Source organism: Oceanobacillus kimchii X50 (assembly GCF_000340475.1).
In the GTDB taxonomy this organism is placed as follows: Bacteria; Bacillota; Bacilli; order Bacillales; family Amphibacillaceae; genus Oceanobacillus; species Oceanobacillus kimchii.
On the sequence record NZ_CM001792.1, the window covers coordinates 1138659 to 1156369 of the forward strand.

Genomic DNA, 17711 nt, shown 5'->3' on the forward strand with positions numbered 1-17711 from the left:
GCGCGCGCCAAGAGGTGTGTGCTTTTCGTTTTTTATTGCATTGAGAATTATCAAATTTGGGTGCTGTGGTTAACTAAATCACTTAACCAGCCACGTCCGGCGCAAGTGCCCAGCAACCTTCACTACGGTAAGTCAACATCGGACTCTTACCGTGTTTCCTTTATCTCAATGCGGATTGCTCCATTTTGAACGTTGTTAAACGGGCGCTTGCGCCTTTGTTATGGAAAGAAGGTGGGAAGATGTTTCAGATTTTTATAAAATTAAATTGGTTTTTAAACATTACTGGAAAAGATATTTATTTGCTATTATTTCATTGATTATCGCTAGTGCAATTGGATTAATTCCTCCTAAATTAGTTGGAACTATTATTGATCATATTCAATTTGAAACGTTAACTATGCAGCTTCTCGTTGCGGTTATTATTGGGTATTTTGTTCTGTTGGTTATTCATTACATTATAAGTTTTTTATGGGACTATACGTTATTTGGTGGTGCGGTCATCCTGGAACGATGGATGAGATCAAAATTAATGAATCATTTTTTAAAGATGACACCAACTTTCTTTAGTAAATATCGAACGGGAGACTTAATGGCTCGATCGACAAACGATTTAAAGGCAATTAGTCAGACAGCAGGGTTTGGAGTCTTAACACTTGTAGATTCGAGCATATTTATGTTGATGATTATTGCGGTAATGGGCTTTACGATAAGTTGGCCACTAACTATCGCAGCATTAATGCCTTTACCGGTAATGGCAATTGTAATGAATATTTATGGTAGTGCAATCCATACACGGTTTACAAAAGCGCAAGCAGCTTTTGGAAATATGAATAATGAGGTATTAGAATCCATACGTGGTATTAGGGTGACACGTGCATTTGTGCAAGAACAACAAGAAGTAAATCATTTTGAAGAAATGACAGAAAAAGTGTATCAAAAGAATCTTGAAGTTGCCAAGATTGATGCATTATTTGAACCGACAATGAAAATCTTAGTTGGTTTATCGTATACGATTGGTATTGGATATGGCGCATTTTTTGTATTTGATAATAAATTAACACTTGGTGATTTAGTCACATTTAATGTTTATTTAGGTATGTTGATTTGGCCAATGTTTGCAGTTGGGGAACTAATCAATATTTTACAAAGAGGTAATGCTTCTTTAGACCGGGTGAATCATACACTAGCGTACGAAGCTGATGTCTCAGATCCTCAAGATCCTAAAAAGATTGACCGTGTTCAAACAATTGAAATGAACCAGGTTAGTTTTCAATATCCAGAAACAAGTAGTTTACAGTTACGTGATGTAAATTTAAGTGTTAAGGCTGGTCAAACGATTGGTATTGTTGGAAAAACAGGTGCTGGTAAGACAACACTCTTCAAATTATTACTCCGACAATACCCGGATGTTCAAGGCAAGATATTAATATCCGGTGAAGATATTGAAGATATTGCGTTAGGTAAGATTAGAAATTGGATTGGGTATGTTCCGCAGGATCAGATGATGTTTTCCAAAACGATAAGAGAAAACATTCAATTTGGCAATGCAGAAGCTACAGATAAAGAAATAATGAGAGTACTAGATTTAGCTCATTTTGCAATGGATATAGATGTGCTTCCAAAAGGGTTGGATACCCAAGTTGGAGAAAGCGGAATAACTTTATCTGGTGGTCAAAAGCAACGTGTGGCCTTAGCGCGAGCTTTTATTAAAGATCCTGAAATTTTAATCTTAGATGATTCGTTATCTGCTGTAGATGGAAAAACAGAGGCAACAATTCTATCACATTTAAAAACTGAAAGAAGAAATAAAACAACCTTTATTGCTGCTCATCGACTATCCGCTGTTTCACATGCAGACCATATTATCGTTTTAGATCATGGTCGTGTTGTTGAAGAAGGTACACATCAACAATTAATGAGTCAAAAAGGCTGGTATCAAGGACAATATCAACAACAACAGATGGAAAACAAGGAGGTGTAGAGTGTGAAGGGAAGTACAGAAAAAAGATTATTAAAATATGCCTTATTATATAAAAAAGGAATTACCATTGGTCTAGTATGCTTGATCATAGCTGTTGCTTTAGAATTAGCAGGTCCATTAATTGCTAAACGAGTCATAGATGAACATATACTTGGAGTAGAAGGTTATTGGATGGAAGTATCTGATCAAGGAACAGAAACGGTAGAATATAATAATCAATTTTTAAAACGGGCGGATCGGGTAGAAGATAGTGATCTATCTAGTGGTGATACGATTACACTTTTACAAGTAGGCTTATCTTATTATGTTTTTGATGAAGAGTTACCTTTAACAGGAAAACGCTCGGTAGATGATAATGAAATAATTATTGAATCAGGAGAAGAAAAAATTACAGCAATTGGAGAGAAATTGTCAGCTTCAGAAGCTTATCCATTTTTTGAACCTGAAAAACGCCCAATTATTATGTTGCTCGTACTTTATATGGTTTTACTAGTTATCGCTGGAGTGTTTCAATTCTTTCAAACATTCTTATTGCAAAAGTCAGCAAATCAAGTTGTAAAACAAATGCGTACAGATCTATTTCAACACACGCAAAGAATTCCAATTCGCTACTATATAGATCAACCTGCTGGCTCTGTTGTAGCCCGTATAACCAATGATACAGAGGCTATACGAGATTTATATGAAAGGGTATTATCGATTGTTGTAACAAGTCTGATCCATATGGGTGGTATTTTTGTAGCATTATTTATTTTAGATCCTACATTAGCTGCTATGTGTTTATTTATTATCCCGCTATTATATATTTGGATGAAAGTCTACAAGTATTATGGAACTAAATACAATAAAGTAGTCCGGAAAACCATAAGTGAAATAAATGGAAATATTAGTGAAGCTATTCAAGGAATGCCAATCATTCAAGCATTTAACCGTCAGAAGAAGACGAAAGAAGAATTTGAAGTGTTAAATAATCGTAATTATACGTATCAGAAAAAATTAATTAAATTAAGTGCTTTAACTTCCTATAATCTTGTGACAGTAATTAAAAACCTAACGTTAGTGGGATTTATATGGTATTTCGGGTCAGCTTCTTTTGATATAACGAGTGTCATTTCTATTGGGATGCTCTATGCATTTGTAGATTATATAAATAGGTTGTTTGAACCTGCTTCAGATATAGTCAATCAATTACCGTTATTAGAACAGGCAAGAGTAGCTGGAACTCGGGTATTTGAATTGCTAGATCAAGATGGGGAGCAAGTAGAAGTTCAACCGATTCCTCGCTATAAAGGGAATATAGAATTTGATCAAGTTACCTTTTCGTACAAAGAGAATGAGAGTGTATTACACAATCTTTCATTTTCAATCCACTCTGGTCAAACAGTTGCATTTGTTGGTCACACTGGATCTGGAAAAAGTTCGATTATGAACTTATTATTCCGTTTTTATGATCCTCAAAAAGGAACGATTCGAATAGATGGAATGAATACCAAAGATTTATCTCGGCAACAAGTGCGTAGTCATATGGGAATAGTATTACAAGATCCATTTCTTTTTACAGGCACCATAGTGTCAAATGTAACGATGAATGATCCTAATGTATCAAGAGATGACGCCATTAAAGCTTTACAAGCTGTTGGTGCATCTTCCTTTATTGAGAGATTACCAAAAGGGTATGATGAGCCAGTGAATGAAAGTGGCACTACTTATTCATTAGGAGAGAGACAACTGATTTCTTTTGCTAGAGCATTAGCATTTAACCCTGCTATTCTTATTTTAGATGAAGCAACTGCAAATATAGATACCGAGACAGAACAAGTCATTCAGCGAGCTTTAGAAGTTCTAAAAAAAGGTCGAACAACGCTTGTTATCGCCCATCGTTTATCCACAATTCAGCAGGCCGATCAAATAATTGTGTTGGATCATGGAACTATTAAAGAGCAGGGGAATCATGATACACTGATTAAAGAAAAAGGTTATTATTATGAAATGTATCAAATGCAGCAAGGATCAATTAGAGCGAACGTTTCTTAAAAAAGTTTGATGAGGTGCCTCGTGAAATCAAAAAATAATAAGAATCATGATATTATTGATGATGATCTATATGAAGAAATAGAGGAAGAAGAACTTCATGAATTGGTAAAAGAAGAGCAAAGAAAAGCAATCGAACGTTCAAAAAATAAAGAACAATCCACAAAGCGTCCATTTCCAAAATGGATGTTTTGGGTGATTGCTGTAGCGATGACTTTTAATATTCTGGCTTTTTTTCCTCAAATTATATCTATTCCCGCAATTGATTTTTTACAGACTTCATCAACATTATCACAAAATAAAGATATCCAGACATATAAGGAAGCTGTAGTTGTAGTTGAAACGGATGATGGGAGAGGAACAGGATTTTCCATTACTCAACAAGGCAAAATTCTTACGAATGAACATGTTGTAGAAGGATATGACTCTGTGGTTATTTCTTTTCCAGAGCTAGGTTTATATGAAGCAGAAGTAATAGAAAGCTATCCGGAAATTGATATGGCTGTATTACAGACTAAAAATGAAGAGGATGTTCCTTATCTAACTATTGATGATCAGTATCAAGTATCTCAAGACGAAGGCATTCGTTTTATAGGTAATCCTCTATTCTTTAATGGAATTGCTAATGAAGGGAATATTGCTGGTACCGTATTGTTAGATAACTGGGATAAAGAAGTGGTGATGATTCAAGCACCTGTATACAGAGGGAATAGTGGAAGCCCAATAATTAATCGAGCTGGTGATGTAGTTGGAGTGATATTTGCTACATTAGATCATGAATCGAAGGGCAAAGTAGGTTTATATGTACCTATTTCCTATTTTACAGAATTGTAACAAACTAGAAATGGTTGTTTAGCACGTTCAGAGAAGGGTATTTACATACTATAACCTTTCTGGAGGTGCTTTTATGTTATATAGTTCAAAAATGAAAGAAATGAATATCCGTGCGACGGATGGTGATATTGGAAAAATAAAAGATATTTACTTTAATGACAATTGGAATGTGAAATTTGCTGTAGTCGATACAAGAAAATGGTTACCTGGACGAAAAGTACTTCTTCCTTTGCATATTTTTCATCCCATTCATAAAGATAGTGAATATGTAGAAGTGGATTATGATAAAGATCAAATTCGAAATAGTCCACCTGTCCCGGAGGATGAACATTTTACACCAGATGATCAAGGGAATGTACTAGATTATTTTGGATGGAATATGTATAAAGATAACGCTGTATCCACTCCTAGTCATAGTCCACTCGTTACATTTGATCATCCAGGTGTAGATCGAAGCGTGCCAGAGGAACCACATTTAAATCGTAATGAAATATTGTCGAATGACAAGCTAAGAAGTGAGGAAGAAACGCTTGATTTCAAGGTACATGCTAAAGACGGGAAAATTGGTAACATTGTGGATCTTATCTGTGATGAAAACAATAATTGGAAAATCACATACCTTGTCGTACAAAATAGTGAAAATATGACGAAAAATGAATTCTATATTTATCGTATAGAACAAATTCAGACCGTTGATTGGTTTGAAAGAGATCTTTATATCAATGATTCTGTAAAAGGACTAGAAGGAACTACACCTTTTACAGATAAAAATGAAATCTTATCTAGCTTGTCTTAAAGCTATATTGGATTATGAATTCGGTGCAAGTGAATGAAATGAAAATCCAAGTAATCCGGATTGCAGATTAGATTCGGATTAGTTGGGTTTTTATTTGTAATACTTTAATGTTGTTAATCAAGATTAAAACTTTCTAATTTGCTATAAATTGAAAGAGGTTACTGGTCACCGTTACGGTTTTTTAAATAAAATGTAAACCAATTGAGATAGTATCCATTATTGGTTTGCGTTACCATTGACATACTCATTGATTCTAATGAGGTTAGACTATAAAATGATAAATGGTGGGAACATCATATGATATATATAAAACAAATAATAATGAAACGTACATATAAAATTAAAAATAATACACCCGAAAAGGTAAAGAAAAATACGAATGATATGATGGTTGGGAGGGTCCTAATGTGATGATGAGTCAACTAAAGGAAACTCCTATAGAAGATAAAGTATATGCAATTCAACAAGGGGACAAGTATCTGCAAAATGAATTACTAAGAACTTATCAACCTTTTATAGCCAAGTGCGTATCGGAAGTATGTAAAAGATATATTGATCCAAAAAGGGATGATGAATTTAGTATCGGTTTGTCTGCTTTTAACGAAGCTATATTTTCTTATGTTCCAAATAAAGGAAGTTCTTTTTTATCGTTTGCAAAATTAGTTATTAAACGGAAAGTTATTGATTATATCCGTTATCAGCAAAAGAGGTCCGCATCTTTATCATTGGATGAAACGTATGATGAAGAACAAATGGAAAACTCATTAGAAATTGCGGCAGTTCAAGAAAAATACCAAATGGAAATTGATGCGCAAAATAGGAAAGAAGAAATTCTTGAATTTAAAGAGAAATTAAAGTTATATAAATTATCTTTAGTTGAATTAACCGAGGTATCGCCAAAACATCGTGATGCCCGTGAATCCGCAGTTAAAACTGCACGAATACTTTATAACGATCCAACTCTCAGGGACTATGTATACAGAAAGAAAAAGCTCCCTATTAAAGATTTGGTAAAGAAAGTCGATGTTAGTAAAAAAACATTAGAAAGAAATAGAAAATTTATACTTGCAATGTTTATTGTACTTAGTGAAGACTATATCTATCTTAAGGAATATCTTAAGGGAGTGGGGCAATGAAAAAAGGAATTGTGATGGAAAGGCATCGCAAATACACCATTTTAATGACTAAAGATGGTTCCTTTGTAAAAGGAAGAGTACTTTCGAATCAATCTGAGATTGGTGAAGAAGTTGTCTTTCGACCAATAGGAAATCGCCAAGTTATGTTGCGAAAACAACGTGGCATACCTTGGAAGGTGTCTTTATTAGCTGCTGCAATATTATTAGTTGTTTTACCGATGTATTTTTTATCTAATGGAGAGAAAACTTTTGCATATGTGACCGTAGATATCAATCCAAGTATTGAAATGCAAGTCGATGACCAATTTGAAGTGCAAAGGATAGAGGCAATCAATGATGACGGTGAAGAAATTATAAAAGCTTTGAATGAATATGAACACCATTCTATTGAAGAGGTCATTAGAGAAATTATTATTGAAAGTGAAGATCATGGATTTGCATCTGAGAAAAATATGGTTGTTGGTATAAGTTACTTAGGTGAAGATATTTCTAATTCGGTTCCAAACCATTTGCAAGACTATTTATCCACATTACAGGAATGGCGTGTAGCAACATTAATTATTCCTGAAAAGATTCGTGAATTAGCACAGGAAGAAAAAACTTCAATGAATGAAATGATGGCGACTCATATGAACGACGATGAAATGATAGAAGGGGAAGCGCTAGATTCTAATGATAAAGCAATTATAAATTCTTTTTTTAATGAGATAGAAGAAGCGAACCCTGACTCATCACAACATGAGTCTGAAAAAGGTGAGGATAAAAATAAAGAGGTTATCATTGAGGAAGACAATAATGATGATGTTACAGACCAAAGTGTTGCTAATTCAGAACGAGAAAAAGCAGTAGCCGATACAGATGAAGAGGATAAAGAAGTGAACCTTCTCGAAAAAGAAGTTAAGCCAACAGAAGAAATAAAGGATAGAAATCCTGGAAATCAGTGGGAACATAGACGATTTCCGTCTGAGAAAGAGGATAAAAAAGAACAACATGACGAATTAAACTATTACAATAAACACAAAAAAGAAATACAAGATAAAAATGATGAACATAAAAATGATATAGATAAATACGATGAACACCATAGAACAAATTCGAAACATCATAAACATAGTGAGTTACCAAAGAAAGAAGATAAGAATAATTGGCCACCAAAGAAAAAAGAAAAGGATAATAAAGAATTTAAATGATGGGAAAACTCTCCCATCATTTAAGTGTGTTTACATTTCTATTTTCTCAGGATTAAGAGGTGTTGTTAACTTCATTGCATGCTCTAAATAATACAATAAAGTATCATGTGAATGTAGTACTTGCTGATGATCCATAGAGAAATGGTAATCGTTTAAAAAACGTTCAATTTTCTTAGATAAGATATCATCTTTTGTACGTACCATAAGCACTAATAAATCATCCCATTGACCCCAAAGTGTATAATACAATGCTTTATCGTAATCCGGAATAACCATCCGTATTCCCTCCTTACCCGAAAAGGATATTTCTTATTTTGCCCGGTTTCTATATATAATGTCTTTTACATTAATGGTGTGTCTGCCAAAAAAAGGTGATATAAATCTGTATAAAAAGTAAATATCTATACAAAATAAGTGCAAATAAGGTAAGGAGGAAAAAGATATGAAATTGCGTATATTTGCGGTTATGGCTTTACTTTTTGTGCTTGTTGCTTGTCAAAATGCAGAAGAAAATTCAATGGATAATAATATGGACGAAGGTAATGTGGAGCCGACCCGTTATGACAACAATTCTAATTTAGGTCAAGAAATGGTTGATAAAAACAATTCGATGCAACGTGATGCAGATCAAAATCAAAACACAAAATATGATGTTTCAGAGGAAGCTGCAGAAAAAATTTCTAACCAAGTAGAAGGAATTGAAGATGCATATGTATTAACTACTGATAATAATGCATATGTTGGAGCACATTTAAATCAAGACAATAACAACGAAAACAATGGTCAATCTGAACAAGCAGGAGACAATGTATCGGATGAAACAAAGCAACAAATTGCTGATATTGTTCGTTCTGTTGATAACTCCATTGAAAATGTTTATGTTACAACAAATCCAGATTTTATGGATTTAACTGATCGCTATATCAATGATCTAGATGAAGGCCGTCCGATAGAAGGATTTTTTGATCAATTTGGAAATATGATTGAGCGTATTTTCCCGAATAACCGATAAATTTTATAGTTTGTTTTGTAACTGTCGAGAGGAAGACCAAACGGTCAAACTCTCGACAGTTTTTTATTTACAGGAAAATTAAATTTCCTTTTCTTTTATGATACACATATGATATAGTGTAGACATATAATTCTTAGTATCCAAAGTATATTACTTGGAATTAATATAAATGGAGAGGAAACCATCAATGGGTAGAGAATTTATTGATATTTTTGAGGATTGGGCACCTTTATATGACGACAGTGTAACCGGAAAAGATGCACAATATGAAAAGGTATTTGAGCATTATGATCAAATTCTTTCAGAAGTAGTAGAAAAAAGCCTAGATAAGGTACTGGAGTTCGGTGTAGGCACTGGGAATTTAACAAACCAATTACTCAAAGAGGGAAAGAGTGTAATTGGAATTGAACCATCTAGTGCAATGAGGAAAATTGCTCAAAAGAAAATTCCAGATATTACAATCTTGGATGGAGATTTTATTAATTTCCCGAAATTGACAATGCCAATAAATAGTATTGTTAGCACATATGCATTTCACCATTTGACAGATGAGGAAAAAAAACAAGCAATTAAACAATTTCATGAAGTACTACAACCAAAAGGTATGGTTGTATTTGGAGATACGATGTTTGAAACAATAGAAGCGAAACAAAAACAAATTGATATAGCAAGAAAAAAAGGTTTTAAAGCGTTAGCTGAGGATTTAGAGCGGGAATATTATCCAATTATTGAAACAGTCCGGAATGCTTTTGAAAAGTACAATTTTCATGTATCATTTAAACAGATGAATGATTTTGTGTGGATAATTAGCGCAATAAAAATAGCATGAAGGAGAGATATATCAATGTCTAAAAAAATGAATGTAGAAAGTTTTAATCTTGATCATACAAAAGTAAAGGCGCCCTATGTAAGATTAGTTGGAGTTACTGAAGGTGCAAATGGTGACAAAGTACACAAGTATGATATTCGTTTTAAACAACCAAATAAAGAACACATGGAAATGCCAGGTCTCCATTCTTTAGAACATCTAATGGCAGAAAATATTCGTAATCATTCTGATGCAGTTCTTGATATTGGACCAATGGGATGTCAGACAGGATTTTATCTATCATTACTCAATCACGAGGATTATGAAGATGTTCTTGCAATGATTGAGAAAACTCTAGAAGACGTTTTACAGGCAACTGAAGTACCAGCATGTAACGAAGTTCAGTGCGGATGGGCAGCAAACCATAGCCTTGAAGGTGCTCAGCAAATTGCAAAAGAAATGTTAAACGAAAAAACAGGTTGGTCAGAAGTATTTTAATGAAATAAAATCCTCATTGTACTCTTTCTCTCCAAGGTAGGAGTGACAATTCATTGGCAATATATGAATCGATTCAACAATTGATTGGCAATACACCTTTATTAAAAATTAATGAGATGGACATTCCAAATAATGTTCATCTCTATGCAAAATTAGAGTTTTTAAATCCTGGCGGTAGTGTGAAAGATCGATTAGGACAATATTTAATTGATAAAGCTTGGGAAAAAGGCTTCCTTAAGGAAGGAAGTACAATAATCGAACCAACAGCTGGAAATACTGGTATCGGTTTAGCTTTAGCTGCTAGAAAGAAACAATTATCAATTATTTTTTGTGTGCCTGAGCAATTTAGTGTCGAAAAGCAACAAATCATGAAAGCATTAGGGGCAACCATAGTCCATACTCCAAAAGAAAAAGGGATGATAGGTGCCATAGAAAAAGCGGAGCAATTAGTAGATGAAATACCAAATAGTTATTCTCCCCAACAGTTTTCCAATAAATTTAATCCAATGACTTATTATGAGACCATGGCGCCGGAAATTTGGAATGATTTACAAGGTAATATTGATATTTTTGTAGCGGGTGCAGGATCTGGAGGTACATTTACAGGGGTTGCGAGATATTTTAAAGAAAGAAAGAATTCGATTCATAATGTTATCGTTGAGCCTTTTGGATCGATTTTAGGTGGAGCAAAAGCTGGTCCACATTTGACTGAAGGAATTGGAATGGAATTTATTCCTGAGTACATGAATCAAACTTTAATGGATGAAGTACAAACTATTCCCGATAAAGAAGCTTTCTTGATGGTTGAAGAACTTGCTAGAAAAGAAGGATTATTAGTGGGTAGTTCTTCTGGATCCGCAATGGTAGCTGCTTTAAACAAAGCAAAAGAAGCAACATCAGGAACGACAATTGTTACCATTCTTCCTGATGGAAGTGATCGTTATTTAAGTAAACAGATTTATAATGTGTCAAAGCAATTATAAAGGAGTTTAGAGAAATGAGAGATAAGACGAAAATGATACATGGTGGAGTTACTTCAGATGAACGAACTGGAGCAGTAAGTGTCCCAATTTATCAAGTAAGCACATATAAACAAGATGGTCCAGGCGAACACCGTGGTTATGAGTATTCCCGTACAGGCAATCCTACCAGATATGCACTTGAAACAGTAATTGCTGAATTAGAAGAAGGAAATGCAGGCTTTGCATTTGGTTCAGGAATGGCTGGAATTACTTCTATTATGATGTTGTTGGAATCTGGAGATCATGTCATAATGACAGATGATGTCTATGGCGGATCTTACCGATTAATGACGAAGGTATTAAATCAGTATAATATAGAGCATACTTTTATTGATACGAGTTCTGATGAATCTGTTATCAACGCAATTAAACCAAATACAAAAGCGATTTATATAGAAACACCAACAAATCCATTGTTGAAAATTACAGATATTAAAGAAATGTCAACGATTGCACAAAAACATAATCTTCTACTAATTGTAGATAACACCTTCGCAACTCCATATTGGCAAAAACCATTAACATTAGGTGCGGATATCGTATTGCATAGTGCTACAAAGTATATTGGTGGGCATAGTGATGTTGTTGCAGGATTAGTTGCAGTAAACTCTAAAGACTTAGCGGAGCGTATCCATTTTATACAAAACTCAGTTGGAGCAGTACTTGGTCCACAAGATTCATGGCTCTTACTACGTGGGATTAAAACATTAGCAATTCGTATGGAAGCTATTGAGCGAAATACAAAAAAACTTATTGCATATTTAGAACAGAATCCAAAAGTAGAAAAAATATATTATCCTGGATTAGAAAATCATCCGGGACATCAAATTGCTAAACAACAAGCAGCAGGGTTTGGTGGAATGGTTTCAGTCGATGTAGGAAGTGGAGAACTTGCAGATAAAATTTTAAGTAAAGTAGAATTTTTTACACTTGCAGAAAGTCTTGGTGCAATTGAAAGTTTAATATCCATACCTGCAAAAATGACACATGCCTCTATTCCTTCTGATCGTAGAAAAGAATTAGGTATCACAGATGGGCTTATTCGTTTATCGATTGGTATTGAAGATATAGATGACCTTATTGAAGATTTAGAAAATGCGATGCAATAAGTAAATTACAGGACTATTTCCGTTTAGGGAATAGTCTTTTTTTGTAAATAAAATTAAGATATGAAATTTTGGAGGGAGGTCTAAGCTTGCCCCCCAATGCATAAGCATCCAGAGGCAACCAGTAGCCATAGGATAAGAGCATGTTTGTGAAGCGTTTTTTCAACACCTATTTATTCGGATTTATACTTTTGCCCCACCTTAAAAAACAGGAGCGTACTGACTATTTTTCATTAAACATACTTGGGTTTCGTTCTTTTTAGGTCAAGTGATGCTAGAAACAATTCATTGGTTGTACTATAATCATTGTAATACGAAGTTTGTTTTATTATGTAGATAATTGAGGAGGTAATAGTATGAGTGAAAAAGCATTAACCTATTTACAAGAACATCGAGAGGATATGTTAAGCAAGTTATATCGCTTTTTGTCTATACCAAGCGTAAGTACAGACTCGAAACATAAACAGGATATTAACAAAGCAGCTGATTTTCTAATTACATACTTAGAAGAACTATCATTTACAAATATTGAAAAAGTAGAAACAGATGGACACCCTCTCGTATATGGTGAATATGTGGGAGCAGGAGAAGATGCACCAACTGTATTATTATATGGGCATTATGATGTTCAACCTGTTGATCCAATCGAATTATGGGATAGTGAACCTTTTAATCCAGAAGTGAGAGATGGACGTATTTATGCTCGAGGATCTAGTGATGATAAAGGCCAGGTGTTTATGCATCTCGCTGTATTTGAAGCGTTTTTAAAGACAGAAGGAAAACTTCCGGTTAATGTCAAAGTTTGTATTGAAGGAGAAGAGGAGATCGGTAGTGAAAATTTATATGATCTTCTGCAAGAAAATAAAGAGAAGTTTAAGTCGGATTTTGCAGTTATCTCTGATTCCGGAATGGCAGAAAAAAATCAACCAACCATTTTGTATGGTTTAAAAGGCTTTACTGGTATTGAAATTAAAGTAACTGGACCAGATCATGATTTACATTCTGGAATGTACGGTGGAGCTGTTAGAAATCCGATTATGGCTTTAAGTCATATCTTATCGTCTTTAAAAGATAAAGACGAGGTGATAACAGTAGATGGTTTTTATGATGATGTTGAAGGACTTTCAGATGAAGAACGTAAATTAATGGAAAAGGCACCAGGAGAAGACTTTATTCAAGCAACAGGTATACCTGAAATTGCATCAGAAAAGGGATATACAGCTAAGGAACATACAATGGGTAGACCGACCTTAGAAGTGAATGGTATTTATGGAGGCTATCAAGGAGAAGGTACCAAGACTATTATTCCATCAACTGCCACTGCAAAAATTACTTGTAGATTAGTTCCAGGGCAAGATCCTGTAGATATACAGGAAAAATTAGTCAACCATGTAAATAAATATTCTCCTTCAGGTGTTACCGTAGAAGTAAAGAAAGAAAAACTTTCTGCTAAAGCTTATAAGGTGGAGCCGACACATCCATTGATACAAAAAGCAGCCAAAAGTTATGCAAAAGCATTTAAAAAAGATACGGTATTCTTACGCATGGGTGGATCAATTCCTGTAGTAGAGTGGCTTGAATCCATTTATCAATTTCCTATCGTATTATTAGGTTTCGGTACACCTGAAGATCGTTTGCACTCACCAAACGAAAGTTTTCCATTGGATAGTTTTGATAAAGGTATGGAGACGCTTGTATATTATTGGAGTGAAATGTAATTAAAAAAAGGATAGATTACAAAACGAAAAATATAAAGTTTACTTAAGGAGGGGTCACGTATGAAAACAGCAATAGTTACAGGAGTTTCAAAAGGATTTGGAGAATCAATTGCGAAGCTGTATTTAGAATCAGGTGTAATGGTTATTGGTGTATCTCGAACAGATAACAAGGCCTTATATTCAATAGCTGAAAATAATAATACAGAATTTCATCACGTAGCTTGTGATTTATCGGATATAAGTGAATATGATTCAACCTTTAACAAGATGGATGAAATTCTTTTTCAAGATGATGTAGACACGATATATTTAGTGAATAATGCAGGTATTGTTGATCCAATAGAACAAGCGAAAAACATTAAAAATGTTGCATTACAAAAGCATTTACAGGTGAATTCATTCGCTCCAATGGCCTTCACAAATTATTATTTAAAAAAAGCTGAGGAGCATGAAGTAACGCTAATTACTGCAATCGTAACTTCTGGAGCGGCACAAAAGCCCAAATTTGGATGGAGTGCTTACTGTTCTTCTAAGGCAAGTATGAACATGTATACAGAAACGGTCGCTCTAGAACAAGATGAAGAGCAGACTGGGCATAAAATTATTGCTTTTAGTCCTGGAGTAATGGATACGAATATGCAAGAAACAATACGTTCTAGCTCAAAAGAGGCTTTTAAAGATGTGGAAGATTTCAAAGGATTAAAGGATAATAATTTATTGAAGGACACAGATTTAATTGCAGGTGTGCTCATCGATATTATGACAGATGAGAAAATAAAAAATGGAAAAATCTATGATGTAAAAGATTACATCTAAGAAATTTATCTATGGAAAATAAAAAAATGGTTATTCGCCCTCCCAAAATTGATGAATTCGCATAAAGTAAATTAGATTCATATAGAGGAGGTAACAAACATGGGTAAAGAACATGGTGAAAACTTTGGCTCCGCTGGCTTTGCTTTGCTAGTAGTGCTATTTATCTTACTTGTCATCATAGGAACTGCGTACTCTAATGGAGGCAATGGCGGTGGCTATTGTGGTGGCGGCTACGGCTGGTAGTCAATAATTTTTAAAAACTTTAAAAACGACGAAATCTAAAAAAGCTTGTAGCAAACGCTACAAGCTTTTTATTAGAAATTAATTTCTTGAAATACATTTTGATTGATTCTTTTATACATATACCGATGAGCTAAAAATATTCCTATTGATATGACAGCGAAAAGAATAACGGCTAGGAGATAAACATTTGATACTTCGATATTCCATAGTATTATGATAATCAAACCAAAAATAACAACTTGCATAAGAAATCCAAAAAACGGAACAAATCGATTTTTAAATAATTCTTGTTCATCTGTCCAATTTAATTTTGGTTGGTTCATATCGAGTATGAGTCCAATACAACTAGAAAACCAATTAATTGCAAGGAATAATCCCCCCCATAAGATAAGTACCGTTATTGGGAGTCCTATAACAATACCAATAATGAATAGTAATATCATTGGTAATAGACCTATTATCCAAGAGACAATCAATTTACTATGAATAACTTGTTTGTGATTAAGTGGAAGAAATAAATTAGCTTTCCACGTTTTTCCTTCTCTAGAAATAGCTGTTGCAGCAGTCATATTGATGCTTACCATAAAAACGGTAACGATAAACAGTAATAACAGTACTTTTTTTTCTGGTACTGAACCTGTAATTTCTCCTGCTATACCACTTCCAAAATCCAAAAAGAAAATCACCAATAAAAATACTGGCATGAATAAAGATTGGACGACACATTGGGTAAGGAAAGTCGGTGTTCGTAAGAGAATACGTAAATCCTTTTTAATATAGGATTGCCAAATCGGTTGAGAAGCAATGGATCTATCTAATGCTTTATCAGACATTTTTCCACTACTACCTCCACTCATCCCAAGGACACCTTTTAAATATAATTTTTGACCCAGAAATGCAAATAGCATGATTGCTAATCCACTTAGTATTATCATTAACAATATGAAAAGAAAACCATTTATTGATTCTGCTTGATGTAAGCTATTCGCTGAAAACCATGCTGGTGGATAGAAATATGTAATCCATTGTAATAAGCCTTCTTGTTCTTGCATTGTTTGGCTAATGGACTCCATTAATTTAGATTCATCAGTATTGAGTCGTACTACCACATTTATTAAAATAATAGCAGTAAGTGAGAATACACCTGCAAATATTTTTGAGCGGTCCTTATTTTTAGCGATATTTACATAACGCATGACAAACATTAAAATCACAGAAGCAATTACAAAAGGAATTACTGGCAATAGAATGAATAAAAGGATTCCATAAATATAATAAAGTATTGAGCCATTACTAATATTCCCGTAAATAATCATCATGGGTAAGTAGGTAATCCCTGATAATAAGTATGAGTAAATAAAAGGACTTGCTGCTTTTCCTAATAAAATTTGATATGGATGTAAAGGAAAAGGAATGTACGCTTCTACATCATCTGCAAAATAAAAAGCGGTTAATACAGAAACAATACAAGTAATAAATAGGACAATACTCATGCCGATGAACAGTAAACCTAGTATCATTGATTGCTGTTGTAAAGGCGCAAACACGTTATAAATGGCACTAATTAAATTATTATATAGTGTGAAAATTATTCCGAGAAATGGAATGAAAAATAATCCGGCTACGATATATAGCCATGCATAGTTATTTTTGCCCGTGGAAGTGTATTGCATCTTTAGCATAATACGTATGACTTTCCATGTCTTACTCATCATTGGTCAACTCCAAGAATACATTTTCAAGCGATTGATCTGTTGCATATTCTTTTTGAAGTTGTTCCATCGTCCCATAAAAAATAAGTTTACCTTTATTAATAATTGCAACTTCATCACATAATTGTTCAACTACTTCAAGTCCGTGGCTAGAAAAAAAGACTGTATTGCCTTTATCAGCGTGTTCTCGCATCATAAGTTTTAAAGAATGAGAAGATTTAGGGTCTAATCCGGTTAAAGGCTCATCAAGAATCCAAATATCTGGATCATGTAATAGTACACCCGTTACCATTATTTTTTGACGCATACCATGAGAATAGCTTTGTATGTAATTTCCTAACGCATCGTGAATAGAAAATTGTTTGGTAAAGTATTCAATTCTCTCTTTTCTTATATCAGCCGGTATTTCATAAATATCTGCTATAAAATTTAAATATTCCATTCCTTTTAATCTAAGGAACATATCAGAACGATCTGGAACTAACCCGAATATTTTTTTTGCTTCTAGTGGTTGTTTTTCAATATCAAGTCCATTTAAAGTAATGGAGCCAGAATCAATTGGTAAAATCCCTGTCATCATATTAATGGTGGTGGATTTTCCAGCGCCATTTGGTCCTAAGAAACCAATGATTTTACCATTAGGAATTGTCAAATTTAAATTTTGGATGGCTGTCTTACCCTCAAATTCTTTTGTAACATGGTTTATTTCTATCAATGTGTTCCCTCGCTTTCCATAAGTCTGTATTACTGTTCGAAAAAAAATACATATGTTAAAATTTACATTGGAATAACCAACGAATGAACTATG

Annotated in this window: 16 protein-coding genes and 1 pseudogene; 14 read left to right on the forward strand and 3 right to left on the reverse strand. The window is 33.9% G+C overall.

Annotated elements, in window-relative coordinates; genetic code table 11:
• Positions 1 to 239: 239 nt before the first annotated feature.
• The 6 genes and pseudogenes from C794_RS06080 to C794_RS06110 all read left to right on the forward strand — a co-directional run bounded on the left by C794_RS06080 (position 240) and on the right by C794_RS06110 (position 7968).
• Positions 240 to 1981: pseudogene (locus C794_RS06080) on the forward strand (ABC transporter ATP-binding protein).
• A 3-nt stretch (positions 1982 to 1984) separates the two neighbouring features.
• Positions 1985 to 4015 (forward strand): ABC transporter ATP-binding protein, encoded by a 2031-nt coding sequence (locus C794_RS06085; RefSeq protein ID WP_017796238.1) that lies wholly within the window; start codon positions 1985 to 1987, stop codon positions 4013 to 4015.
• Positions 4016 to 4036: 21 nt separating this feature from the next.
• Positions 4037 to 4846, forward strand: a complete 810-nt coding sequence (locus tag C794_RS06090) for a S1 family peptidase (RefSeq protein WP_017796239.1) — start codon at positions 4037 to 4039, stop codon at positions 4844 to 4846.
• 73 nt (positions 4847 to 4919) lie between these two features.
• On the forward strand, positions 4920 to 5642 hold the full coding sequence (locus tag C794_RS06095) for a PRC-barrel domain-containing protein (protein ID WP_017796240.1): 723 nt from the start codon (positions 4920 to 4922) through the stop codon (positions 5640 to 5642).
• 410 nt (positions 5643 to 6052) lie between these two features.
• The gene (gene sigI, locus C794_RS06105) at positions 6053 to 6778 is read left to right on the forward strand and encodes an RNA polymerase sigma factor SigI (RefSeq protein WP_017796242.1); all 726 of its coding nucleotides are present in this window, start codon (positions 6053 to 6055) and stop codon (positions 6776 to 6778) included.
• Positions 6775 to 7968, forward strand: a complete 1194-nt coding sequence (locus C794_RS06110; RefSeq protein ID WP_017796243.1) for an anti-sigma factor domain-containing protein — start codon at positions 6775 to 6777, stop codon at positions 7966 to 7968. The genes sigI and C794_RS06110 overlap by 4 nt, the downstream gene beginning before the upstream one ends.
• Before the next feature lie 30 nt (positions 7969 to 7998).
• On the opposite strand, the gene C794_RS06115 is transcribed toward C794_RS06110, so the two are convergent.
• Positions 7999 to 8244 carry a YhdB family protein gene (locus C794_RS06115; RefSeq protein ID WP_017796244.1) on the reverse strand — a complete coding sequence of 82 codons (246 nt, stop codon included), beginning with the start codon at positions 8242 to 8244 and terminating at the stop codon, positions 7999 to 8001.
• Between the two features lie 166 nt (positions 8245 to 8410).
• Here C794_RS06115 and C794_RS06120 point away from each other — a divergent pair, with 166 nt between their 5' ends.
• The 8 genes from C794_RS06120 to C794_RS20335 all read left to right on the forward strand — a co-directional run bounded on the left by C794_RS06120 (position 8411) and on the right by C794_RS20335 (position 15191).
• Entirely contained in the window at positions 8411 to 8980 is a 570-nt protein-coding gene (locus tag C794_RS06120) for a YhcN/YlaJ family sporulation lipoprotein (protein WP_017796245.1), read from the forward strand.
• Positions 8981 to 9167: 187 nt separating this feature from the next.
• Positions 9168 to 9809, forward strand: a complete 642-nt coding sequence (locus C794_RS06125; protein ID WP_017796246.1) for a class I SAM-dependent DNA methyltransferase — start codon at positions 9168 to 9170, stop codon at positions 9807 to 9809.
• A gap of 15 nt (positions 9810 to 9824) precedes the next feature.
• Positions 9825 to 10286, forward strand: a complete 462-nt coding sequence (locus tag C794_RS06130; protein ID WP_017796247.1) for an S-ribosylhomocysteine lyase — start codon at positions 9825 to 9827, stop codon at positions 10284 to 10286.
• 53 nt (positions 10287 to 10339) lie between these two features.
• A complete protein-coding gene (locus tag C794_RS06135; protein WP_017796248.1) occupies positions 10340 to 11269 on the forward strand; it encodes a PLP-dependent cysteine synthase family protein in 930 nt (309 codons plus the stop codon).
• A 14-nt stretch (positions 11270 to 11283) separates the two neighbouring features.
• Positions 11284 to 12417 (forward strand): bifunctional cystathionine gamma-lyase/homocysteine desulfhydrase, encoded by a 1134-nt coding sequence (locus C794_RS06140; RefSeq protein ID WP_017796249.1) that lies wholly within the window; start codon positions 11284 to 11286, stop codon positions 12415 to 12417.
• Positions 12418 to 12770: 353 nt separating this feature from the next.
• The gene (locus C794_RS06145) at positions 12771 to 14132 is read left to right on the forward strand and encodes a dipeptidase (protein ID WP_017796250.1); all 1362 of its coding nucleotides are present in this window, start codon (positions 12771 to 12773) and stop codon (positions 14130 to 14132) included.
• A 60-nt stretch (positions 14133 to 14192) separates the two neighbouring features.
• A complete protein-coding gene (locus C794_RS06150; RefSeq protein WP_017796251.1) occupies positions 14193 to 14948 on the forward strand; it encodes a (S)-benzoin forming benzil reductase in 756 nt (251 codons plus the stop codon).
• Positions 14949 to 15047: 99 nt separating this feature from the next.
• Entirely contained in the window at positions 15048 to 15191 is a 144-nt protein-coding gene (locus tag C794_RS20335; RefSeq protein ID WP_017796252.1) for a YjcZ family sporulation protein, read from the forward strand.
• A 71-nt stretch (positions 15192 to 15262) separates the two neighbouring features.
• Here C794_RS20335 and C794_RS06160 read toward each other — a convergent pair whose 3' ends face one another.
• Together C794_RS06160 and C794_RS06165 are read right to left on the reverse strand one after the other, a co-directional pair.
• Positions 15263 to 16903: a putative ABC transporter permease subunit gene (locus tag C794_RS06160; protein WP_039819760.1), complete on the reverse strand. Its 1641-nt coding sequence runs from the start codon at positions 16901 to 16903 to the stop codon at positions 15263 to 15265.
• On the reverse strand, positions 16896 to 17618 hold the full coding sequence (locus C794_RS06165; protein WP_017796254.1) for an ABC transporter ATP-binding protein: 723 nt from the start codon (positions 17616 to 17618) through the stop codon (positions 16896 to 16898). The genes C794_RS06160 and C794_RS06165 overlap by 8 nt, the downstream gene beginning before the upstream one ends.
• Between the last annotated feature and the right edge of the window lie 93 nt (positions 17619 to 17711).